Below are 21,384 nucleotides of genomic sequence, written 5' to 3' on the forward strand. Positions count from 1 at the left end.
CACCGTACGGCCAGAGTGAGCCACGCGCCTGACGGTCAGCGACGCCCACGCCTGGGGGTGATGGGCGGCACGTTCGACCCGATCCACCACGGTCACCTCGTCGCCGCCTCCGAGGCGGCGGCGCTTCTCGGCCTCGACGAGGTCGTCTTCGTCCCGACGGGCAAGCCGACGTTCAAGCAGGACCAGCACGTGTCGGCGGCCGAGCACCGCTACCTCATGACGGTGATCGCGACGGCCTCCAACCCGCGCTTCACCGTGAGCCGGGTGGACATCGACCGGCCGGGTCTCACCTACACCGTCGACACGCTGCGCGACCTGCACGGCGCGCGCCCGGACGCCGACCTGTACTTCATCAGCGGCGCGGACGCCATCGAGCAGATCCTCACCTGGAAGGATGCCGCGGAGCTGTGGAAGATGGCACACTTCGTGGCTGTCACGCGGCCGGGGCACCAGCTCACGGTTGACGGACTGCCGACGGACGGGGTGACCACGCTCGAGGTCCCCGCGCTCGCCATCTCGTCCAGCGACTGTCGCCGACGGGCGCAGGCAGGTCAGCCGGTGTGGTACCTGGTGCCGGACGGCGTGGTCCAGTACATCGCCAAGCACGGTCTGTATCGAGGTCTCGATGAGTGACAACAACCCGTCCCGCCCGCTGACGCGTCGTGAGATCCGTGAGCGTGAGCAGGCGGCCGCCGCCCGGCTCGGGGGAGACGGCCAGAGCGCCGCTCCCGCCCCGCACCACGCCCCGGCACCGGCACCGGCGCCCGCGCCGTCGCGGGCGCAGGGCTCGTACGGGGCCCCGAGCGGGTACTCCGGCGGCTACCGACCGGACGCGCGCCCGGCCCCGGCGCCGGCACCCGCTCCGCAGGCGGCGCCGCCGTCGCGCCGGTCGATGCGCGACCAGGCACAGCCGGCGGCCCCGGGCTACCCGACCTCCGCTCCGGTGGTGCGGCCGCCGTCCTCGTCGGGCGGTATGCGTGGTCTCGACGAGACCGGGCGCCTCACGCCCATCCAGCGCACGTCGGAGCAGACCGGCGTCCGCAGCGCGCGGCCGGCCGCCGCGAGCGCCCCCTCCGACTCCGGTCACGCCGCCCCGGGCTGGCGCACCCAGGGTGCCGGTGCGCCGGCGCCGCAGGCCTCGCGCCCCGCCCCGGCCTCGGTGCCGCCGTCCGCACGCCCGTCGCAGCCCTCCGCGCGGGCGGGCTCCGCCGCACCGGCGCCGGCCCCGTCGGCGGCGGCCGCCACGCAGGCGCCCGACGCCGGCGCCCCGCCGCGCCGCTCCCCGTTCGAGTCGCCCCGCTCCTCGTCCTCGCCGTTCGGCAGCACCGGCTCGGCCCCGACCGGCCTGAGTGCGGGAGCGGGCCTGGCCGGCCTCGGCGCGGGCACGGCCGCGGCGTCCTCGTCGACGGCGAGCGCTGCGCCCGCGGCCACGTCGTCGTCCGCCCCGGCGCTGCCCTGGGCGAGCCCCGTCGGCGACCGGCCGACCTCCGTCGCCCCGGCGGCGGTGCCGCCTGCCGGGTCGGGGGAGCAGTCCCGCGCCGCCGCGTCGCCGTTCGACGCCCTCGTGGGGGCGGAGCAGCCCGTGCGGGCTCGTGCCGCCGCCCCGCAGGAGGACGACGAGGACGACGAGGACTGGGACGAGCCCGAGGCGTCGTACACCTGGCTGCACTACATCGTGCTCGTCGTGGTCGCGTTCGTCCTCGGCCTGCTGCTGTGGAAGCTGCTGCTCGAGGGGCCCGACCAGTCGTTCACCACGGACGCGGCACCGGCCGCGCCGGTCTCTCTCGACGTCCGGTCCTCGGGTGTCGCACTTCCCGAAGGAGCTGCATGACCGCCACCGACCGTGCCGTGGGGCTGGCGGTCGCGGCCGCCCGCGCCGCCTCGGACCGCAAGGCCCAGGAGATCATCGCCCTCGACGTGAGCGAGCAGCTCGTCCTCACGGACGTCTTCCTCATCGCGTCCGGTACCAACGAGCGCCAGGTCTCCGCGATCGTGGACGCCGTCGAGGAGGCGATGTTCCGCGAGGGGGTCAAGGCGATCCGCCGCGAGGGCAAGGCGCAGGCGCGCTGGGTGCTGCTCGACTTCGGCGACGTGGTGGTGCACGTGCAGCACGCGGAGGACCGCGTCTACTACGCGCTCGAGCGGCTCTGGAAGGACTGCCCCGCCGTCGACCTGCCCGAGGACGCCCGCGGTGGCTCCGGCGAGGCGGCCGCGGCCGAGTACGGCGGCGGGACGCCGGACGGCACGATCCGGCTCGCCGGCGACGACCTGTGACAGCAGGCACCGTCGTCCTGCTGCGGCACGCCCGGACCGCCTACAACGCGTCGCTGCGGCTGCAGGGCCAGATCGACATCCCGCTCGACGAGGTCGGGCGCTGGCAGGCGACCGAGGGTGGCGCGGCGCTGGCCTCGTCCCATCGGGCCACCCGGGTCGTGTCCTCCGACCTCGGCCGGGCGCTCGACACGGCCGCCGCGTACGCGGACGCCCTGGGCGGCGTGCCCGTGACCACCGACGCACGGCTGCGCGAGCGGGCCTTCGGCGAGTGGGAAGGGCTGACGGGCGAGGAGATCTCCGCCGGCTGGCCGGAGGAGTACGTCGCGTGGCGGCGCGGCGCCGACCCGGTGGGCGCCGGTGCGGAGACGAAGACGGCCGTCGCGGCCCGGACGGCCGCCGCCGTCCAGGAGCACGCCGACGACCTTCCCGACGACGCGACCCTCGTGGTCGTCTCGCACGGCGCCGCCATCTCGCTGGCCGTGACCGCGCTGCTCGGGCTCGACGCGGCCACGTGGCGCGGGCTCGTCGGGATGCACAACGTGCACTGGTCGCACCTGCACCGCGCGGGCGAGGGTGCCGTGCCGGCCTGGCGGCTCGTGGCCCACAACGTGGGCGCCGGCTACCCGCTGGACCAGTGGCAGGCAGGGCCCGACTGGAATTTGGAACCTGGCGCGAAGTCTGTCTAAGATATCGACGTTCCCGCGGGGGTCTCACCCGCAGGAACACACCGGATCAGACGAATCGTACGGCTCGTGCCGCCGCGAGGGTCAGGTTCTCGGGGCTGTGGCGCAGCTGGTAGCGCACCTGCATGGCATGCAGGGGGTCAGGGGTTCGAGTCCCCTCAGCTCCACCGAGCAAGACCACGAAGGCCCCCGTCCTCAGACGGGGGCCTTCGTGCGTCAGAGCCGGTCGAACGGCGCCGCGTAGGCGAACCGGCCCGTGAGCCCGTCGTCCCACGCGCTCAGCGCACGCGCCTGGAAGTAGTCGCCCCACGCCGGGTCGGGCGCATCGATCCCGAGCGTGCCGGCGGGCACGAACCCGAACCGCGAGTAGTACGCCGGGTCGCCCAGCAGGACCACCACCGGCTCGCCCATGGCGTCGGCCGCCCCGAGCAGCGCGTGCATCAGGGCTGATCCGGTACCGAGGCGCTGGTGCGAGGGGTGGACGCTGAGCGGCCCGAGACCGAGCGCCGGCCGCCCGGCGAGGAGCCCGCGGGAGGCCACCACGTGCCCGACGACCGTGGGGCCGGCGGTGTCGGAGGTGTCGGAGCCGGCGGGGCCGGGGGCGGACTCGGCGACGAGCGACAGCTCGGGCACCCACCCGGGGTCGTCCCGCAGCCACCCGACCAGCGTGGCCTCACCGGGCGCACCGTCGGGATCGACCGGCGCCGCGGAGTGCGGGACCTCTCGGAAGGCGGCCGTGGTGACGGCCCGGATCGCCGGGGCGTCGGACGGGTGCTCGCGTCGGATCAGCATCCCGGCAGTCTCGGGAGATGTCCGCCGCCCTGCAAGACCTTTACGGTGCCCACGTGCCGGACCGCTCGTGCGGACCGCGCCGGGTCCCCTACGCTCGGACCGGCAGCCCGTGCGGCTGCGACATCTGAAGACACCCATGACAGGGGAGCGCCGTCGAAGGGGCGCTGAGAGTGCGGGCACCAGCCGCAGACCCTTGGAACCTGCTCCGGTTAGCACCGGCGAAGGGAGTTACCTGGAATGTCCGTGCTCAACGCACCCCGGCGGGCCCTCGGGGGCCTGCGGTACCGCACCGTCGACCTGGTCACGGTCGCGATGCTCGGCGTCGCCGTCGGCGTCGTCTTCTGGGGCTGGACCCAGCTCTACCACCTGGTCAGCGCCGGGCTGGCGGTCGCCTTCCCGCCCGCGACGGGGCTCCTGGGCGGCGGGTGGCTGCTCGGCGGGGTCCTCGGTGGCCTCGTCGTGCGCAAGCCCGGCGCGGCGGTCCTCACCGAGGTCGTCGCGGCCTCCGTGGAGGCGTTGCTCGGCACCGGCTGGGGCTTCTCCGCGGTGGTGTCCGGCGTCGTGCAGGGCCTCGGCGCCGAGCTGGTGCTCGCCCTGCTGCTCTACCGGCGCTTCGGCACCGTCGTCGCCGTCCTGGCGGGGACGGCGGCCGGGGCGGCCGGCGCCGTGTACGAGTGGTTCGCCTACTACCCCGACTGGGCCTGGGGCTTCCGGCTGGCCTACCTGGGCTGCTTCGCGCTCTCCGGCGCGGTGCTCGCCGGCCTCGGGGGAGCGGCGCTCGTGCGCGCCCTCGCGCGCACCGGCGTGCTCGACGCGTTCGGGCCGGGCCGCGAGCTCGCCGACCGCGAGCAGCCCGCGCCCGCCGCACGCGCCTGACCGGCGTGACGGGCACGAGCGGCGCGCCCCGGGCGCGCCTGAGCGGGCTGTGCTGGCGTCCCGTGGGCCGACGCCGGCCCGTCCTCGACGGCCTGGACCTCGCGGTCGCGCCGGGAGAGCGGGTCGGCATCGTCGGGCCGAGCGGCGCCGGCAAGTCGACGATCCTGCACGCCCTGGCCGGCGTGCTCGGCGACCCGCTGCCGGGGGAGCTGACCGGGACGGTCCACGTCGACGGGGTCGTCGGCCTGGTGATGCAGGACCCGGGGGCGGCCGTCGTCGCCGGCCGGATCGGGCGGGACGTCGCGTTCGGCCCGGAGAACGCCGCGCTGCCGCGCGACGAGATCTGGCGCCGCACCCGCGACGCGGTGTCGCGGGTCGGGCTGGCCTACCCGCTCGACCGGCCCACCGGGGCGCTGTCGGGCGGCGAGCTGCAGCGCCTCGCCCTGGCCGGGGCGCTGGCCTGCGAGCCGGGGCTGCTGCTGCTCGACGAGCCGACGTCGATGCTCGACCCGGACGCGGCCGCCGTCGTCCGGCGAGCGGTCGTCGACGCCGTCACGACCACGAGCACGTCCCTCGTGGTCGTCGACCACCACCTCGGCCCGTGGCTGGACCACCTGCACCGGGTGGTCGTCCTGGGGGCCGACGGGACGGTCACGCACGACGTCGATCCCGCCGTGCTGCGCGGAGACCGGCGCACGGGCCCGGCCGCCGAGCTGGTGCGCGCGGGCGTCTGGCTGCCCGGCGCCCCGGTGCCCGAGCCGCTCGACGTCCCGGCGCGGCTCGTGGCGCCGGACGGCCCCGGCCCGGCGATCGACCTCGACGGGCTGGGCGTCGACGTGACCGTCCGAGGGCTGCGGGGACGCGTCACCACCCGCGCCCTCGACGGCGTCGTCGCCCGCCTGCCGGCGAGCCGCACGACCGCCGTCACCGGCCCGTCCGGCTCGGGGAAGTCGACGCTGGTCGCGACGCTCGCCGGGCACCTGCGCCCCGCGCGCGGGCACGTCTCGGGGCTGCCCGGGCGGGTGCGCTCGCGCCCGCTCGCCCGGGCCGTCGGATGGGTGCCGCAGCACCCCGAGCACGGCCTGCTCACCCACCGTGTCGCCGACGAGGTCGCGGCCACCGGGCGACGCCTGGGGGTCGCCGTCGACGTCGACGAGCTGCTCGGACTGCTGCGCCTGGACCACCTCGCGGACGCCAACCCCTACCGGCTGTCCGGCGGGGAGAAGCGGCGCCTGGCGCTCGCGGCCGCGCTGGCGCACCGTCCCGGCCTGGTGCTCCTCGACGAGCCGACGGTGGGCCAGGACCGGCACACGTGGGCGGCGGTCGCGGGGTGGTTCGGGGCGGCCGCCCGGCACGGGGCGACCGCCGTCGTCAGCACCCACGACCCGCACCTGGTCGACCTCGCCGACCACCGGCTCGACCTCGGTGCCCGGCCGGCCGCCGTGGCGGGGACGGTGACCGCGTGACCGGCGTGCTCGGGCGGGCCAACCCGCTCGTGCTCGTCGCCCTCGGGCTCGGTGGCCTGGTCGGCTCGCTCGCCGTGCGGGACGTCACGACGGGGGTCGTGACGCTCGGCGCCTACCTCGCGGCCGGGACGCTGCTCCTGCCGAGGGGCGCCGGCCCGGCGGCGCGCTACCTCACGGTCGTGGTGGGCGGCCTGTCGGTGGCGTGGTCCGCGTGGTTGCTGGGCGGCCACGACCTCGCCGTCGCGCTCGTGGCTGGCCTGCGCGTCGCCGTCCTCGCCCTGCCCGGGGTCGCGGTGGCGCCGCTCGTCGACCCGAGCGCGCTCGCCGACCAGCTCGGCCAGCGGCTCCGGCTGCCGGCGCGGTTCGTCGTGGGCGTGGCCGCCGCGCTGCACCGGTTCGAGAGCCTCGGGCAGGTCTGGGAGCAGGCCGACCGTGCCCGCCGGTCGCGCGGCTTCGGTCCCGGGCCGGGCCCTCTCGAGCGCGGCCGGCACGCCGCGTCGGTGACGTTCGCGGTGCTGGTGGCGACGCTGCGCGACGCCACCTCGATGGCCGTCGCCATGGACGCCCGGGGTTTCGCCGGCGCGCACGCCAGGACCTGGGCCGAGCCCGCCCCCTGGACCCGGCTCGACGGCGGGGTGCTCGCGCTGGGCGTCGTCGGGACGGTGCTGCCGTACGCCCTCGCGGTCCTGGTCTGACGGCCCGACCGCGGGCCGGGACCCGGCGACGGCGCTCCGTCGCGGTGCGGTAGGAAGGAGGCGTGCCGTCGTCCGCGCCCCTGTTCCCGCTCCGCAGCGTCGTCCTGGGGGCGTTCCTCCCGACGCTCGTCCTGGAGATCGGCATCGGCGCGATGCTGCCGGTCGTGGCGGTCTCCGCCACCGGTCGCGGTGCGAGCCTCACGGTCGCGGGCCTCGTCGCCGCGCTGCTGCCGATCGGCAAGATCGCCTTCGACCTGCCCGCGGGGGCCCTCGCCCAGCGGTTCGGCGACCGGGCGGCCATGCTGCTCGCCGGGTCGGTCGCCGTCGCCGCGTTCGCGACCGTCGCGCTCACGACGACCCTCTGGGGCCTCGCGGCCGGCGTGCTCACGCTGGGCGCCGCGAACGCGGTCTTCAACCTGGCGCGGCAGGCCTACCTCACGGAGATCACCCCGCCGCTGCGGCGGGCTCGCGTCCTGTCGACGCTCGCGGGCGTGCACCGGATCGGGCTGTTCGTCGGCCCGTTCGCCGGTGCCGCGGTCATCGCCGCCACGTCGCTGCGCGGGGCGTTCTGGCTCGGGACGGGCTCCGCCCTGGTGGCCGTGCTCGTGCTCGCAGTCGTCCGCCCGGAGCCCCGCGACGACGCGCGCGAGACCGGCCCCGCGCCGCCGCGCGGCGCCGTGCCGCGCGCCTCGATCCGCCAGGTGGCGCGGAACCACCGCCGGCTCTTCGCGACCCTCGGGGTGGCGATCCTGCTCGTCAGCGCCGTCCGGGGTGCGCGGCAGACCGTGATCCCGCTGTGGGGCGAGCACCTGGGCCTCGACGCCGAGGTCACGTCCCTGATCTTCGGCGTCTCGGGGGCGCTCGACATGCTGCTGTTCTACCCGGCCGGCAAGGTCATGGACCGCTACGGGCGGCTGTGGGTCGCGGTGCCGTCCATGCTCACGATGGCGGCCGCCCTCGCCCTGCTGCCGGCAGCCGGCACCGTCGCGGGCGTCACCGCGGTGGCGGCGCTCCTCGGCGTCGGCAACGGCATGGGCTCGGGCATCGTCATGACGCTCGGGGCCGACGTGGCGCCGGCCGAGACGCGGCAGACGTTCCTCAGCGTCTGGCGGCTCTTCCAGGACACCGGCGACGCCCTGGGACCGCTGGTGCTGTCGGCCGGGGCCGCGCTCGGCTCGCTCGCGGCCGGGGTGTGGGCCGCCGCCGCCCTCGGGGCGGGCTCCGCCGGCGCCCTGGCGCGCTGGGTGCCGCGCTACTCACCCCTCGCGAACCTCGTGCGGCGCGGGCGCGGTTCCGGCTGACGAAGGCGGCCCCGGAGTCGGCGGGCGCCGTCAGGCCGGGCCGGGGAGCGTGTCGACCACGACCTTCGTCGCCTCGGCCAGGAGCTCGCCGTCCCCCGCCGCGTCCGCGTCGTCGTGCGAGCTCATCACCACGACGACCCAGGGTGCACGGCCGGGCGGGCGCACGACGGCGACGTCGTTGCGGGTGCCGTAGGTGGCGGAACCGGACTTGTCCCCGACCTCCCAGCCCCGGGGCACGCCGGCGCGGACGAGGTCGTAGCCGGTGGCGCTGTCCGCGAGGTCCTCGTCGAGCAGGTCGCGATCCCGGGGCTCGAGCACGTCGCCCAGCGCGTAGCGACGGAAGCTGTCGGCCAGCGCGCGCGGGGTGCTCGTGTCGCGGACCTCGCCGGGCCGCCAGTCGTTGAGCTCGGGCTCGATGCGGTCGAGCGAGGTCACGTGGTCGCCCAGGTCGGCGAGCCGGTCGTCGACGGCACCGGGGCCGCCGACGAGGTCGAGCAGGAGGTTGACGGCGGTGTTGTCGCTCATGGTGAGGGCGGCGTCGATCAGCTGTCGCACGGTCATGCCGTGCCCGACGTACAGCTCCGTCACCGGCGAGTGGGAGACGAGGTCGTCCTCGGACCAGCGGACGCGACGCTCCAGCTCGTCGTCCGTGTACCGCTCGAGGACCAGGCCGGCCACGAAGACCTTCATGGTCGAGGCGACGGCGAAGCGTTCGTCGGCCCGGTAGTCGACGCGCTGACCGGTGCCGGTGTCGATCGCGACGACGCCGAGGCGTGCGTCGTGGTCTCTCTCGAGCGCGGCCAGCCGGCGGGCGGCGTGGTCGTGGAGCCCGGACGGCTCGTGGGGCGCGGCGGCCGGGTCGGAGGCCGCGGTGGCCCGGGCGCCGGGGGCGTGAGCGCCCGCCGGCTGTGCCGGGCCGGGTGCCGGGCCGAGGGCCGTACCGAGGACGGTCACCAGGACGGTGGCGGCTCCCAGGGCGTGCAGACGACGTCTCGTTCGAGTCATGCGGACAGCGTGTCGCAGCGACCCGGTCGGCGCACGTGCGCCCCGAGCCCGGACGCACCGGGGGCGACGTCCGCCCGCAGCTCGCCGCGGGTGTCGTAGTCCCCGCCGTCCTGGCGGCGGTAGGGCACGAACGGTCCGGTGGGCAGCGTGAGCAGCCGCTCGCGCAGGGTCTTCGCCGCCTGCTCGTAGCCCTCGTCGTCGAGCCGGTTCGCGCCGCGGACCGCGACCGGCTCGGCGACCTGCATGCCCGTGTACCAGAAGGTGCCGTGCAGCAGGGGGAACAGGACCTCGGTGAGGTCGCCGTGCAGCCCGCGGGGCCCCAGCCCGGTGCCGGCGCCCACCGTGACGACCGCGAGCGCCCGGCGTCCGGCCAGTCCGCCGTCCCCGTACCGGCGGGTGCGCCCGGTCCGCGGGTCGCGGACCCCGTAGGCGTAGCCCTGGACGAAGACCCGGTCGAGCCAGCCCTTCATGATCGCCGGCACCCCGTGCCACCAGAGCGGGAACTGCAGGACGACGGTGTCCGCCCACGCGAGTTTGTCGTGCTCGGCGCGGACGTCGGCGGCGAGCGTCCCGGAGCGCAGCGCGCGCTCCGAGGCCGCGGCGACGTCGAGCCGGTCGCCGGCAGGCCGGTCCGCGCTGGCCGGGCCGGCCGGGCCGTCGACGGCGGCGCCGAAGTCGGCGGCGGTCACCACCGGGTTCCAGCCCATCGCGTACAGGTCGGACTCGACCACCTCGTGCCCGCCCGCCCGCAGCGCACGGACGCCGTCGTCGCGCAGCCGTCCCGTCAGCGACCGGGGTTCCGGGTGGGCCAGCACCCACAGCACCTTCATCGTCGGCTCCTCGTCTCGTCGTGCTCCCGCCGCGGACCTGTCCGCAGCCGGCCCACGACCCAGGCTGTCGGGCCGGGCGCACCATCGGCCAGTGGCCGGTGGGCCATGATGTGCAAGGATCGAGCCATGACCACGGCTCCGCGACGGCACCGTGTCGCCGTCCTCGTGCGCAGCGGCGTGATGCCGCTCGAGCTCGGCGCCGTCCACCAGCTCTTCGGCGTGGCCCGCGACGCGGACGGCCGCCGCCTGTACGACGTGCGCACCTGCGCGGCGCGGCCGGGCCCGGTGCGCACGGACGCGGACTTCGGCCTGGACGTGCCGCACGGGCTCGCGGCGCTCGCGAGCGCGGACACGGTCGTCGTGCCGGCCTCGCACGAGCTGGACGAGTCGACCGACGAGGCGACCGACCGGACACCGGACGAGGCCCCGCCCGGCGAGGAACGCCTGCTGGCCGGCGTGCGGCCGGACGCCCGCATCGCGTCGATCTGCACGGGCGCCTTCGTGCTGGCCCGTGCCGGGCTGCTCGACGGGCGGCGCGCCACCACCCACTGGCTGTCCGCGGAGCGGTTCCGGCGTGCGTTCCCGCGCGTGCGGCTCGACCCGGACGTGCTGTTCACGCAGGACGGGCGGATCTTCACCTCCGCGGGCGAGGCCGCGGGCATCGACCTGTGCCTGCACCTCATCCGCTCCGACCACGGGGCGGCCGTCGCGAACGACGTCGCGCGCCGCACGGTCGTGCCGCCGTTCCGCGAGGGCGGGCAGGCGCAGTACGTCGACGTCCCCGTGCCCGAGCCGGCCGGGGAGCACACGGGCGCGGCGCGGGCGTGGGCGCTGGAGAACCTGCACGAACCGCTGACCCTGGAGCGCCTCGCGCGCCGCGCGGCGATGAGCACGCGGACGTTCACCCGCCGGTTCCGGCAGGAGGTCGGCCTCTCGCCGGGCGCCTGGCTCGCGCAGCAGCGCCTCGTCCGGGCCCGTGACCTGTTGGAACGCACCGACCTGCCCGTCGACGCGGTCGCCCGTCGCGCGGGGTTCGGGACCGGGGCGTCGCTGCGCCAGCACTTCGCGCGCACCCTGGGCGTGTCGCCCGCCGGGTACCGCGCGACGTTCGGGCCCGGCACACGACACCAGAAAGTTACGAGGCCTCACCCGCGAGTTCCTTGACGGGGCCCGGTCCGGGCACCTACATCTTGGAGATGGAGGTCTTCGAGAAGTGGGAATCAGAGATCCGCGGCTACAGCCGGACCTACCCCACGGTGTTCGCGTCGGCGTCGAACGCGCGCCAGGTGGACGAGGGCGGGCGTAGCTACATCGACTTCTTCGCGGGGGCCGGGGTGCTCAACTTCGGGCACAACAACCCGCGCATGAAACGCGCCATGATCGAGTTCCTCGAGGCCGACGGCGTCGCGCACAGCCTCGACATGGCGACCACGACCAAGCGCGACTTCATCTCGTCGTTCGTGTCCACCGTGCTCGAGCCCCGCGGCATGACGATGAAGCTGCAGTTCATGGGGCCCACCGGCACCAACGCGGTCGAGGCCGCCCTGAAGCTCGCGCGGCGGGTCACCGGGCGGCGCGAGGTGGTCGCGTTCACCCACGGCTTCCACGGCATGACCCTCGGGTCGCTCGCTCTCACGGGCAACGACGCCTTCCGGAGGGCCGCGGGCGTCCCGCTGGAGCACGTGCACCGCCTCCCGTTCGAGACGGCGCCCGGCGGCGGCCTGCCGTCGCTCGACGCGTACCGCGCGCAGCTCGAGGACGTCTCGAGCGGGCTGCGCCCGCCCGCCGCCTTCGTCGTCGAGACCATCCAGGCCGAGGGCGGGGTCAACGTCGCCGGTGCCGAGTGGCTGCAGGCCGTGCAGCAGCTCGCGCACGACGTCGGCGCGCTGTTCGTCATCGACGAGATCCAGGTCGGGTGCGGGCGCACCGGCAGCTACTTCAGCTTCGACGGCATGGGCCTCGACCCCGACATCGTCTGCCTGGCGAAGGGCATCGGCGGGTACGGCACCCCGCTCGCGATGAACCTCAACCGTCCCGAGCTGGACGCGCAGTGGGCGCCCGGCGAGCACACCGGGACGTTCCGGGGCCAGGGGCTGTCGTTCGTCGCCGGGCGCGAGGCGCTGACCTACTTCGCCGACGACACGCTGATGACCGACGTCCGGGCCAAGGGCGCGCGGATCGAGGCCGCCCTGCGGGGCATCGCCGACGCGCACCCGGGGCGCGGGTTCGAGGCGCGGGGCCGCGGCATGATCCAGGGCCTCGACGTCGTCGACGGCGCGCTGGCCAAGGCGATCACCCAGGAGTGCTTCGCCCGCGGCCTGCTCATCGGCCCGTGCGGCAGCGGCGGCCGCGTGCTCAAGGCGATCCCGCCGCTCACGATTCCCGACGCCGACCTGACCGAGGGCCTGGAGATCCTCGCGGAGGCGGTGCGTAGCTCGCTCTAGCGACCCCGACCGGGGGCGATCAGCAGAAGGAGGCCGGCCATGCGGCAGCGCGACGACATGACGTTCCCGTTCGAGGAGTACAGCAGGCGTCTGGGCGACCTGCGCCGCCGCATGGCGGACCGGTTGCTGGACGCGGTGGTCATCACCGACCCCGAGAACCTCATGTACCTGACGGACTACCAGACCACCGGGTACTCGTTCTTCCAGGCGCTCGTGGTCCCGCTCGAGGACGAGCCGTTCATGATCACGCGCGCGATGGAGGAGTCCAACGTCCACGCCCGCACCTGGGTCGAGCTCACCCGGCCCTACCCGGACACCGGTGACGCGATCCAGAGCCTCATGCAGTCGCTGCGCGAGTTCGGGCTGCACACCAAGGACGTGGGCTACGAGCGCAACAGCTACTACTTCCCGGCCTACCACCAGGACTACATCCACAGCGCGTTCCGTGAGGGGCGGCTGCTGGACTGCTTCGGGATCGTCGAGGAGGGGCGGGTCACCAAGTCGCCCGCCGAGATCGACATCATGCGCAAGGCCGCCCGCGCGACCGAGGTCGGCATGCAGGCCGGGATCGAGGCGAGCGCCGCGGGCGTGACCGAGAACGAGATCGCCGCCGAGATCAGTGCCGCCATGTTCCGGGCGGGCGGGGAGTTCCCCGCCGTCATGCCCTACGTGACGTCCGGGCCGCGGTCCATGATCGGCCACGCCACGTGGGAGGGCCGCGTCGTGCAGCCCGGGGAGCACGTGTTCCTGGAGGTGGGCGGCTGCTTCCGGCGCTACCACACGGCGATGATGCGCACCATCGTGCTCGACGACCTGTCCCGCTCGATGATCGTGGCCCAGGAGCGCATGAAGCTGGCGCTCGCCGAGGTCGAGGCCGCCATCCGCCCCGGCCTGACCGTCTCGGACGCGGACAACATCGTGCGGGGCATCATCACCGACAACGGGGTCCAGGGGCAGCTCATCACCCGCTCCGGCTACTCGATCGGCATCGCCTTCCCGCCGAGCTGGGACGAGGGCTACATCCTGAGCCTCAACCAGGGGAACCCGGCGATCCTGCGCGAGGGCATGACGTTCCACATCATCCCGTGGATGTGGGGCGTCGACGGCGACAAGACGGTGGGGATCTCCGACACCATCCACGTCACCGCCGACGGCTGCGAGTCGTTCTTCACCCTGGACCAGGACTTCACGCGCAAGCCGCAGCACGCGGCCGAGCGCGCGCCCGACGACCTCGAGGACGAGCCCACGCCCATCCGCCCCGAGGTCGCCTGACCCCGCGGCACCGACCTGACGACATGACGACCTGACGACCCGAGGAGGTGCACGTGCTGACCGTGACCGATCCGAGCACCGGCATGGTGGTCCGCGAGCTGCCCGCCGCGAGCCCCGCCGAGGTGGAGGCCACCCTGTCCGCCGCGGAACAGGCCCGCGGGCCGTGGGTGGCGCGCGGCGTCGCCGGCAGGGCCGAGGTCCTGCACGCCGTCGCCGCCCACCTGCGCGCGCACGTCGACGAGCTCGCCCCCCTGATGACGCTGGAGATGGGCAAGCCGGTCAAGGAGGCCCGGGGCGAGGTCGAGAAGGCGGCGTGGTGCGCCGAGCACTACGCCGAGCACGCGGCGGCGTACCTGGCCGACGAGGTCATCGCCTCGGACGCGACCCGCAGCTACGTGCAGCACCTGCCGCTCGGCACCGTGCTCGGCATCCTGCCGTGGAACGCGCCGTTCTGGCTGGCGCTGCGGTTCGCCGCCCCGGCGCTGATGGCGGGCAACACGTGCGTGCTGAAGCACGACCCGCACGTGCCGGGCTGCGCGGCGGCGATCGAGGAGGTCTTCGCCCGCGTGCTGGAGCAGGCAGGGGCGCCCGCGGGCGTGTTCGGCAGCCTGCCCATCGAGACGCCGGCGGTCGCCGACGTCATCCGCGACCGCCGGGTGCAGGCGGTGTCGTTCACGGGGTCGTCGCGCGGCGGCAGCGCCGTCGCGTCCGTCGCCGCGGGGGAGATCAAGCCCGCCGTCCTGGAGCTCGGCGGCTCGGACCCGTGCATCGTCCTGGCCGACGCGGACCTCGACGCCGCGGCCGACACCATCGCCCTGTCCCGGATCATCAACGCCGGGCAGTCCTGCATCGCGGCCAAGCGGATCATCGTCGAGGACGCGGTCTACGAGCCGATGGTCGCGCGCCTCACCGAGCGCCTCGCGGCGCTGAAGGTGGGCGACCCGAACGACCCGGCGACCGACGTCGGCCCGATCGCCCGCGCCGACCTGCGGGACAACCTGCACCGGCAGGTGACCGAGACGGTGGCCGCGGGCGCGCGGCTCCTGCTCGGCGGCGAGCTCCCGGAGGGGCCGGGGTTCTTCTACCCGCCGACGCTGCTGGCCGACGTCACCGACGAGATGACGGCCGCGTGCGAGGAGACGTTCGGCCCGGTGCTCGCGGTGATGCGGGCGGCCGACGCCGACGAGGCGCTCGCGACGGCCAACGGCACCGAGTACGGGCTCGCCGCGAGCGTCTGGACGACCGCCGAGCGCGGGGAGGCGATGGCCCGGGAGATCGCCGCGGGCCAGGTGTCGGTGAACGGCATCGTGAAGACCGACCCGCGCCTGCCCTCCGGGGGGATCAAGCGGTCCGGGTACGGGCGCGAGCTGGGCCCGCACGGCATCAAGGAGTTCGTCAACGCCCAGCAGGTCTGGGTCGGCCCCAAGCGGGGGTGACGACGGGCGGCGGGTGCCGCCCGGCTGCCGTCAGCCCCGCGGCGCCGTGGAGGACCGCTCGACGAGGCGCGGGAGCACCACCTCGGGCTCGTGCACCGTCTCGGGGTCGGTGACCAGCGCGAGCACGTGCTCGACGGCGCGCCGCCCCATGTCGCGGAACGGCTGGCGCACGGTGGTCAGCGGGGGAGCGGCGTAGGGGGCGAGCGCGATGTCGTCCATCCCGACGACGGACACGTCCTCGGGCACGCGACGCCCGAGCTCGGCCAGGGCCCGGATCACGCCGAACGCCATCTCGTCGCTGGCGACGAACACCGCGGTGACCTCCGGCATGCGGCCGAGGATGGTCCCGTTGCGGTGCCCGGACGCGGGGGTCCAGTCGCCGTACAGCACGGGCGGGACGAGGCGGCCGGCGTCCTCGAGGGCGGCGCGCCAGCCGGAGGTGCGGCCCATCGCGTCGTTCCACGTGTCGGGCCCGGCCACGTGCCACACCGTGTCGTGGCCGAGGCCCAGGAGGTGGTCGGTGGCGACGCGCCCCGCCTCGACCTGGTCGACGGCGACGACCTCCGTCGCGGACGAGCGCATGCCGTCGACGACGACGGTCGGCAGGTCGTGGGTGAGGTCGCCGAGAGAGACGTCCTCGCGGACCGGCACCGCGAGGACGAGCCCGTCGACGCCCTGGTCCATGAGCCGCTCGACGGCGGTGGCGATCGCGTCGAGCGACAGCGACGGGGTGGTCGCCGTCGACACGAAGTAGCCGCTCGCGCGGGCCGCGGTCTGGATGCCGAGCAGGATCGCGGAGGCGGAGTAGAAGTCGGTCTCGTGCGTGACCACGCCGATGGTGCGGCTGCGGCCGGTGACGAGGGCGCGCGCGAGCCGGTTGCGGCGGTAGCCGGTCTGCTCGACGGCGGCCCGGACCCTGGCGCGGGTGGCCGCGCCCACGTTCGGGTGGTCGGAGAGCACGCGGGACACGGTCTGCGCGGAGACGCCGGCGACGCGCGCCACGTCGCTCATCGACGATGCCCTGGACACGGGTCACCTCCTGGTTCGTCGCCCGGTGCGGCCGGCTCGCCGCGACCGTGCATCGGATGCACCTTACCGCCCGGGATGGTGACGATCACATGATGGTGTGCCACGGATCGCCACGATGGCCGTGGATCTGGCGACCACGGGGCTTGTTATGGATATCAACTCGTGTCTAGAGTGTGCGCCATCCCCGCGGCGTCGGCGCCGCTCCTCAGCACAGAGTGGTCAGAAGGAGTTCGACAATGAAGCGTTCGACGGTGCGCGTCCCCGTCCGTGCGACCGGAGCGGCGTGCGTCGCCGCCCTCGCGGCGGTGGGCCTGACCGCCTGCGGGTCCCCGGCCGAGGGAGGTTCGTCCGCCGGTGGCGACGGCGGTCCCGTCGAGATCGAGGTGTGGACCTGGGCCCAGGGGTACGACAAGGCCGCGGAGGCGTTCAACGCCGCCCACGACGACGTGCAGGTGACGTACACGGAGATCGAGCCCGGAGCCAAGGGCGGCTACGACAAGATCCGCAACGCCATCAAGGCGGGTAGCGCGCCCTGCCTCGCACAGGTCGGCTACGAGACGATGCCCAGCTTCGCCTCCGAGGGCAACCTGCTCGACGTCACCGAGTTCGCCGCGGCGGACGCCGACGCCTACGCGCCGGCGGGCTGGTCCGGCGTGACGGTGGGCGACCGCGTCTACGCCGCGCCGCAGGACCAGGGCCCGATGGTCCTGTTCTACAACAAGGACGTGTTCGCCGAGCACGGCATCGAGGTCCCCACCACCTGGGACGAGTACCGCGCCGCGGGCGAGAAGCTCAAGGAGGCGGGCGTCGCGCTCACCGGGACCTACGAGGACTTCGACTACACGGGCTTCGCCTGGCAGGCGGGCGCGCCCTGGTACGCCGTGGCCGACGGGCAGTGGTCGATCACGAACGACTCGCCCGAGAACCAGGAGGTCGCCGCCTACTGGCAGGGGCTCGTCGACGACGGCCTCGTCGGCGCCGGCATCTGGAGCGACGAGTGGGCCGCGGGCCTGTCGGACGGCAGCATCGCGACGATCGCGGGAGCCGCCTGGTTCAAGGGCATCCTCAAGGACTCGGCCGCCGGCGCCGCGGGCCGGTGGGCCGTCGCGCCGTTGCCGACCTGGGAGGCGGGCGAGACCGTGACGGGCAACGTCGGAGGCAGCGGCACGGCGGTCCTGGCCGGCTGCGAGAACCCCGAGGCCGCGTGGGAGGTCGCGCACTTCATGTCGACGGACCCCACCGCCGTGGACGCCGTCATCGAGGGCGCGGGCATCCTGCCGGCGTCGGTCGAGGGGCTGAAGTCCGACCTGCTGACGCAGGGCGACGACTACTTCGGCGGGCAGGTCGTGGACGAGGTCGCGATCGCCGCCTCCGCGGACGTCGCCGAAGGGTGGGTGTGGGGGCCCGGCGTCTCGACGCTCATCGACACCTTCGCGGCCGACATGAAGAAGGCCTACGACCAGCAGGGCACCGCCACCGTCGCGGACGCCCTGACGAGCTCCCGGACCGCGGCCGTCGACGGTCTGGCCAAGCAGGGCATCACCGTCGGCGAATGACCTCCGTGACCTCCTCGACCCCCGTCCTCACGCCCGCCGGCCGGCGCGACTCCCGCGCCGCCCGGAGGGCCCCCGGCCGGCCCCGCACCGCCCGGTACGCGCTGTGGTTCGTCGCCCCCTTCGTGGTGCTGTTCGTCGGCGTGTACGTCGCGCCCATCTGCTACGCGATCTACCAGAGCCTGTTCCGCATCGAGCGCGACCCGCTCGGCCTGACCCCGCCCACGGAGGTCCTCGACCCGCTGTTCAACTACGCCGCGGTCCTCCAGGACGCCGCGTTCGTGGCGTCGCTGGGGCGCGTGCTGCTGTTCGGCGCGGTCCAGGTGCCGCTCATGCTCGGGTTCGCCCTCGCGCTGGCGCTGCTCATCGACTCCGCCTCGGCGCGCGGCAAGGGCTTCTTCCGGCTGGCGAGCTTCGCGCCGTACGCGGTGCCGACGGTCGTGTCGGCGCTCATGTGGTCGTTCCTCTATTCGCCGACGAACAGCCCGATCAACCGGCTGCTCGAGCCCGCGGGGATCACGGTGGACTTCCTCGGCGCCGACCTCACGCTCTGGTCGGTCGCGAACGTCGTGACCTGGGGGTGGACCGGCTACAACATGATCATCATCTACGCCGCGCTGCAGGGGATCCCGGGCGAGGTGCTGGAGGCCGCCAGGCTCGACGGCGCGTCCCCGTGGCGCACCGCGTGGCACGTCAAGGTGCCGCTCGTGCGGCCGGCGATCCTGCTGACCGCGGTGTTCTCGATCATCGGCTCGGCGCAGCTCTACAACGAGCCCTTCGTGCTGTCGTCGAGCACGGGGACCATCGGCCCGCAGTACACGCCCCTCATGGCGGCGCAGTCGTCGATCACCGCCGCCAACTACCCGTACGCCGCCGCCCAGTCCGTGGTGCTCGCCCTCGGCGTCGCGGTGCTGTCCGTCCTCTTCTTCCGCCTCACCTCCCGGAGGTCCTCGTGAGCGCCGCCGCGCCCGCCCTCGCCGATGCCGGCGCCCGACCCGACGGAGCGGCGCCCGGCGCGCCGGCCGGCGGGGGCCCGCGCCGCGCGGTCCGGCCCCGCCGCGACACGGTGGAGTCGACCGTCGGGAGCCGCGTGCTCGTCACCGGGGTCCTGGTGCTGACGAGCGTCTACTTCCTGCTCCCGCTGTGGTGGCTGCTGGTGGCGGCGACGAAGGACGCCGGCCACACGTTCGCCGGCAGCCCGCTGTGGTTCAGCCACTTCGACCTGTTCGGCAACATCGCCGACCTGTTCGCGTACAAGGGCGGCATCTTCGCGCTGTGGCTCGGCAACGCCGGCCTGTACTCGATCGTGGGCGCCGGGGTCGGCACCCTGGTCGCGGCGGCCACCGGGTACGCCGTCGCCAAGTACGAGTTCCCCGGGCGGCGCACGCTCTTCGCGGTCGTGCTGGGGGCGGTGCTCGTGCCCAAGGTGCTCTTCACGCTGCCACTGTTCCTCATGTTCTCGCAGGTCGGCATCGTGAACACGTATCTCGCGGTGCTGCTGCCGAGCATCGTCAGCCCGTTCGGCGTCTACCTCGCCCGCATCTTCGCGGCGTCCTCGGTGCCCGACGAGGTGATCGAGGCGGCGCGGCTGGACGGCGCGAACGAGGGGCGGATCTTCTTCCGGGTGAGCCTGCGGATGATGTCGCCGGCGCTCGTGACCATCTTCCTCTTCCAGTTCGTCGAGATCTGGAACAACTTCCTGCTGCCCTCGCAGGTGCTGATCGACGAGCAGCTCAAGCCCGTCACGGTCGGGCTCGTCTCCTGGAACGCGCTGGTGCAGTCCGGCCAGATCGAGCGGCACATGGTGCTCGTCGGCGCGTTCGTCGCCGTCGTGCCGCTGATCGTCGCGTTCCTGTCGCTGCAGCGCTTCTGGCGCTCGGGCCTGGCGACGGGGGCGGTCAAGTGACGGCCGCGCCGACGCTCGGCGCGGCGGGCACGACGCTCCTGCGCCGCGGCGTCCCGCACCGGGTCCTGTCCGGCTCGGTGCACTACTTCCGCGTCCACCCCGACCTGTGGCCCGACCGGCTGCGGCGCGTGCGGGCGATGGGGCTCAACACGATCGACACGTACGTCCCGTGGAACTGGCACGAGCCGGAGCCGGGCCGCTTCGACCTCGCCGGCGACCGCGACCTCGAGCGCTTCCTGCGCCTGGTGGGCGAGCTCGGCATGGACGCCGTCGTGCGGCCAGGGCCGTACATCTGCGCCGAGTGGTCGAACGGCGGGCTGCCCGCCTGGCTCACGGCGACGCCGGGCATCGCGCTGCGCACGAGCGACCCGGCGTTCACCGCCCCGGTGGCGCGCTGGTTCGACGAGCTCGTCCCGCGCCTCGCGGCGCTGCAGGCGAACCGCGGCGGACCGGTCGTCGCGGTCCAGGTGGAGAACGAGTACGGCAGCTACGGCGAGGACCACGCCTACATGGCCTGGGTCGAGCGCGCGCTCGCCGAGCGCGGCATCGACGAGCTCGTCTTCACCGCCGACGGACCCACCGACCTCATGCTCGACGGCGGGACGGTCCCGGGCGTGCTCGCCGCGGCGACGCTGGGCTCCCGGCCGGGCCCGGCCCGCGACCTGCTCGCCGCGCGGCGCCCGCCCGGCGAGCCGTTCCTCGTCGCCGAGCTGTGGAACGGCTGGTTCGACCACTGGGGCGAGGCGCACCACACCCGCGACCCGCAGGACGCCGCCCGCACGGTGCGCGAGGTCCTCGACCTCGGCGGCTCCGTCAGCCTGTACATGGCGCACGGCGGGTCGAACCCCGGTCTGTGGGCGGGCGCGAACCACGACGGCGACGTGCTGCAGCCCACCGTGACGAGCTACGACAGCGACGCGCCGGTGGCGGAGGACGGCACCGTCACCGCGAAGTTCCACGCCCTGCGGGAGGTCTTCGCCCCGTACCGGTCCGCCCACCTGCCGGCCGACGCGCTCGACGAGGGGTGGACGGCCCCGCGCCGGCGCCTGGCACCCCGCACGCTGCCGACCGTCCACCGGGCGGCCGTGCCCGCGCTCCGCGAGCTGGCGGGCGCGGGGGAGCGCAGCCCGCGGTCCCGCACCTTCGAGGACCTCGGCCTGGACGCGGGGCTCGTGCTGCACCGCGCGACGACCCGGCTGCCGGCGGGGGAGTCGGTGCTCAGCGTGCTCGGCCTGCACGACCGCGCCGTGGTGCACGTCGACGGCGTCCCGGTCGGCACCCTGGAGCGACGCACGGCGCACGAGGGCCTCGTCGTCGTCGGCACCGGGGCCGAGGTGGAGCTCGAGCTGGTGGTGGAGCACCTCGGCCGGGTGAACTACGGCCCGCGCCTCGGCGAGCCCAAGGGCCTCGTCGGCGACGTCCTCGTGGGCCGCCGCATCGTGCACGACTGGGAGTCCCGGCCGGTCCCGCTCGACCACATCTCCCCGGACGCCCTGTGGGCCGCGGCCGACGGGCCCGTCACCGGCGGCCGCGCCGTCGTCGCCCGCGCGACGCTCGACGTCGACGAGCCGGCCGACACGTACCTCGCGCTGCCCGGCTGGGCCAAGGGCTTCGTGTGGGTGAACGACGTGCTGCTCGGTCGCTACTGGGAGGTCGGCCCGCAACGCACCCTCTACGTCCCCGCGCCGCTGCTGCGGCCCGGTGCCAACACCCTCACGGTGCTCGAGCAGCACCGCGGGGGCACCGACCTCGAGCTGCTCGCCGAGCCCGACCTGGGCCCGGCCGAGGAGTACGTCGAGGAGCTCTGACCAGCAGTTCCGCA

The 21,384-nt window shown here is 74.8% G+C and carries 20 protein-coding genes, 1 tRNA gene and 1 riboswitch; of the genes, 17 read left to right on the plus strand and 4 right to left on the minus strand.

From position 1 onward, the window contains the following. Positions 1–15 precede the first annotated feature (15 nt). The 5 genes from nadD (at position 16) to IEW03_RS05235 (ending at position 3,124) form a co-directional block, all read left to right on the plus strand. Complete coding sequence (nadD, locus tag IEW03_RS05215; protein WP_188522597.1) at positions 16–633, plus strand: nicotinate-nucleotide adenylyltransferase; 618 nt, start codon at positions 16–18, stop codon at positions 631–633. Next, the gene (locus IEW03_RS05220) at positions 626–1,831 is read left to right on the plus strand and encodes a hypothetical protein (RefSeq protein WP_188522598.1); all 1,206 of its coding nucleotides are present in this window, start codon (positions 626–628) and stop codon (positions 1,829–1,831) included. The genes nadD and IEW03_RS05220 overlap by 8 nt, the downstream gene beginning before the upstream one ends. Next, positions 1,828–2,274, plus strand: coding sequence for a ribosome silencing factor (rsfS, locus tag IEW03_RS05225; protein WP_188522599.1), 447 nt, complete (start codon positions 1,828–1,830; stop codon positions 2,272–2,274). The genes IEW03_RS05220 and rsfS overlap by 4 nt, the downstream gene beginning before the upstream one ends. Continuing rightward, entirely contained in the window at positions 2,271–2,960 is a 690-nt protein-coding gene (locus IEW03_RS05230) for a histidine phosphatase family protein (protein ID WP_188522600.1), read from the plus strand. Before rsfS ends, IEW03_RS05230 begins: the two co-directional genes overlap by 4 nt. 91 nt (positions 2,961–3,051) lie before the next feature. Beyond that, positions 3,052–3,124, plus strand: a tRNA-Ala gene (locus IEW03_RS05235). A gap of 49 nt (positions 3,125–3,173) precedes the next feature. On the opposite strand, the gene IEW03_RS05240 is transcribed toward IEW03_RS05235, so the two are convergent. Beyond that, positions 3,174–3,749 (minus strand): GNAT family N-acetyltransferase, encoded by a 576-nt coding sequence (locus IEW03_RS05240; RefSeq protein ID WP_188522601.1) that lies wholly within the window; start codon positions 3,747–3,749, stop codon positions 3,174–3,176. A gap of 131 nt (positions 3,750–3,880) precedes the next feature. Further along, positions 3,881–3,993, plus strand: a riboswitch (TPP riboswitch). Between IEW03_RS05240 and IEW03_RS05245 the strand changes: the two genes are divergently transcribed. The 4 genes from IEW03_RS05245 (at position 3,987) to IEW03_RS05260 (ending at position 8,087) form a co-directional block, all read left to right on the plus strand. Further along, a complete protein-coding gene (locus tag IEW03_RS05245) occupies positions 3,987–4,625 on the plus strand; it encodes an ECF transporter S component (protein WP_188522602.1) in 639 nt (212 codons plus the stop codon). (Overlaps the previous riboswitch by 7 nt.) Positions 4,626–4,630: 5 nt before the next feature. Beyond that, the gene (locus IEW03_RS05250) at positions 4,631–6,091 is read left to right on the plus strand and encodes an ABC transporter ATP-binding protein (RefSeq protein ID WP_188522603.1); all 1,461 of its coding nucleotides are present in this window, start codon (positions 4,631–4,633) and stop codon (positions 6,089–6,091) included. Then, on the plus strand, positions 6,088–6,786 hold the full coding sequence (locus tag IEW03_RS05255) for an energy-coupling factor transporter transmembrane component T (protein ID WP_188522604.1): 699 nt from the start codon (positions 6,088–6,090) through the stop codon (positions 6,784–6,786). Before IEW03_RS05250 ends, IEW03_RS05255 begins: the two co-directional genes overlap by 4 nt. Before the next feature lie 62 nt (positions 6,787–6,848). Beyond that, a complete protein-coding gene (locus tag IEW03_RS05260) occupies positions 6,849–8,087 on the plus strand; it encodes an MFS transporter (RefSeq protein ID WP_188522605.1) in 1,239 nt (412 codons plus the stop codon). 30 nt (positions 8,088–8,117) lie between these two features. Here the strand turns inward: IEW03_RS05260 and bla are convergent, their stop codons facing one another. Then, a complete protein-coding gene (bla, locus tag IEW03_RS05265; RefSeq protein WP_188522606.1) occupies positions 8,118–9,092 on the minus strand; it encodes a class A beta-lactamase in 975 nt (324 codons plus the stop codon). After that, entirely contained in the window at positions 9,089–9,922 is an 834-nt protein-coding gene (locus tag IEW03_RS05270; protein ID WP_188522607.1) for an NAD(P)H-dependent oxidoreductase, read from the minus strand. The genes bla and IEW03_RS05270 overlap by 4 nt, the downstream gene beginning before the upstream one ends. 126 nt (positions 9,923–10,048) lie before the next feature. Here IEW03_RS05270 and IEW03_RS05275 point away from each other — a divergent pair, with 126 nt between their 5' ends. The 4 genes from IEW03_RS05275 to IEW03_RS05290 are packed head-to-tail and all read left to right on the plus strand — an operon-like array spanning position 10,049 to position 15,074. Continuing rightward, complete coding sequence (locus IEW03_RS05275) at positions 10,049–11,086, plus strand: GlxA family transcriptional regulator (protein WP_188522608.1); 1,038 nt, start codon at positions 10,049–10,051, stop codon at positions 11,084–11,086. A gap of 32 nt (positions 11,087–11,118) precedes the next feature. Beyond that, positions 11,119–12,366: an aspartate aminotransferase family protein gene (locus IEW03_RS05280; RefSeq protein WP_188522609.1), complete on the plus strand. Its 1,248-nt coding sequence runs from the start codon at positions 11,119–11,121 to the stop codon at positions 12,364–12,366. Positions 12,367–12,405: 39 nt separating this feature from the next. Next, positions 12,406–13,638 (plus strand): ectoine hydrolase, encoded by a 1,233-nt coding sequence (doeA, locus tag IEW03_RS05285; RefSeq protein ID WP_188522610.1) that lies wholly within the window; start codon positions 12,406–12,408, stop codon positions 13,636–13,638. A 53-nt stretch (positions 13,639–13,691) separates the two neighbouring features. Beyond that, a complete protein-coding gene (locus tag IEW03_RS05290; protein ID WP_229737515.1) occupies positions 13,692–15,074 on the plus strand; it encodes an NAD-dependent succinate-semialdehyde dehydrogenase in 1,383 nt (460 codons plus the stop codon). 30 nt (positions 15,075–15,104) lie between these two features. Here the strand turns inward: IEW03_RS05290 and IEW03_RS05295 are convergent, their stop codons facing one another. Beyond that, a complete protein-coding gene (locus tag IEW03_RS05295; protein WP_229737523.1) occupies positions 15,105–16,103 on the minus strand; it encodes a LacI family DNA-binding transcriptional regulator in 999 nt (332 codons plus the stop codon). A gap of 236 nt (positions 16,104–16,339) precedes the next feature. On the opposite strand from IEW03_RS05295, the gene IEW03_RS05300 reads away from it, so the two are divergent. Genes IEW03_RS05300 through IEW03_RS05315 form a run of 4 tightly spaced genes read left to right on the plus strand, consistent with a single transcriptional unit; the run spans position 16,340 to position 21,370 of the window. Continuing rightward, positions 16,340–17,659, plus strand: coding sequence for an ABC transporter substrate-binding protein (locus IEW03_RS05300; protein WP_188522612.1), 1,320 nt, complete (start codon positions 16,340–16,342; stop codon positions 17,657–17,659). Beyond that, positions 17,656–18,612 (plus strand): carbohydrate ABC transporter permease, encoded by a 957-nt coding sequence (locus IEW03_RS05305; RefSeq protein WP_188522613.1) that lies wholly within the window; start codon positions 17,656–17,658, stop codon positions 18,610–18,612. The genes IEW03_RS05300 and IEW03_RS05305 overlap by 4 nt, the downstream gene beginning before the upstream one ends. Then, a complete protein-coding gene (locus tag IEW03_RS05310) occupies positions 18,609–19,562 on the plus strand; it encodes a carbohydrate ABC transporter permease (RefSeq protein WP_229737525.1) in 954 nt (317 codons plus the stop codon). Before IEW03_RS05305 ends, IEW03_RS05310 begins: the two co-directional genes overlap by 4 nt. Further along, positions 19,559–21,370, plus strand: a complete 1,812-nt coding sequence (locus IEW03_RS05315; protein WP_188522614.1) for a glycoside hydrolase family 35 protein — start codon at positions 19,559–19,561, stop codon at positions 21,368–21,370. The genes IEW03_RS05310 and IEW03_RS05315 overlap by 4 nt, the downstream gene beginning before the upstream one ends. Positions 21,371–21,384 lie beyond the last annotated feature (14 nt).

Origin of the sequence: Isoptericola cucumis (assembly GCF_014635665.1) — a bacterium.
Classification (GTDB): Bacteria; Actinomycetota; Actinomycetes; order Actinomycetales; family Cellulomonadaceae; genus Isoptericola; species Isoptericola cucumis.

Excerpts from the sequence above, each read along its gene's own strand:
- IEW03_RS05220 (WP_188522598.1), top strand. The coding sequence starts at position 626 with ATGAGTGACAACAACCCGTCCCGCCCGCTGACGCGTCGTGAGATCCGT.
- rsfS (WP_188522599.1), top strand. The coding sequence starts at position 1,828 with ATGACCGCCACCGACCGTGCCGTGGGGCTGGCGGTCGCGGCCGCCCGC.
- IEW03_RS05240 (WP_188522601.1), bottom strand. The coding sequence starts at position 3,749 with ATGCTGATCCGACGCGAGCACCCGTCCGACGCCCCGGCGATCCGGGCC.
- IEW03_RS05245 (WP_188522602.1), top strand. The coding sequence starts at position 3,987 with ATGTCCGTGCTCAACGCACCCCGGCGGGCCCTCGGGGGCCTGCGGTAC.
- bla (WP_188522606.1), bottom strand. The coding sequence starts at position 9,092 with ATGACTCGAACGAGACGTCGTCTGCACGCCCTGGGAGCCGCCACCGTC.
- IEW03_RS05270 (WP_188522607.1), bottom strand. The coding sequence starts at position 9,922 with ATGAAGGTGCTGTGGGTGCTGGCCCACCCGGAACCCCGGTCGCTGACG.
- IEW03_RS05275 (WP_188522608.1), top strand. The coding sequence starts at position 10,049 with ATGACCACGGCTCCGCGACGGCACCGTGTCGCCGTCCTCGTGCGCAGC.
- IEW03_RS05280 (WP_188522609.1), top strand. The coding sequence starts at position 11,119 with ATGGAGGTCTTCGAGAAGTGGGAATCAGAGATCCGCGGCTACAGCCGG.
- doeA (WP_188522610.1), top strand. The coding sequence starts at position 12,406 with ATGCGGCAGCGCGACGACATGACGTTCCCGTTCGAGGAGTACAGCAGG.
- IEW03_RS05300 (WP_188522612.1), top strand. The coding sequence starts at position 16,340 with ATGAAGCGTTCGACGGTGCGCGTCCCCGTCCGTGCGACCGGAGCGGCG.
- IEW03_RS05305 (WP_188522613.1), top strand. The coding sequence starts at position 17,656 with ATGACCTCCGTGACCTCCTCGACCCCCGTCCTCACGCCCGCCGGCCGG.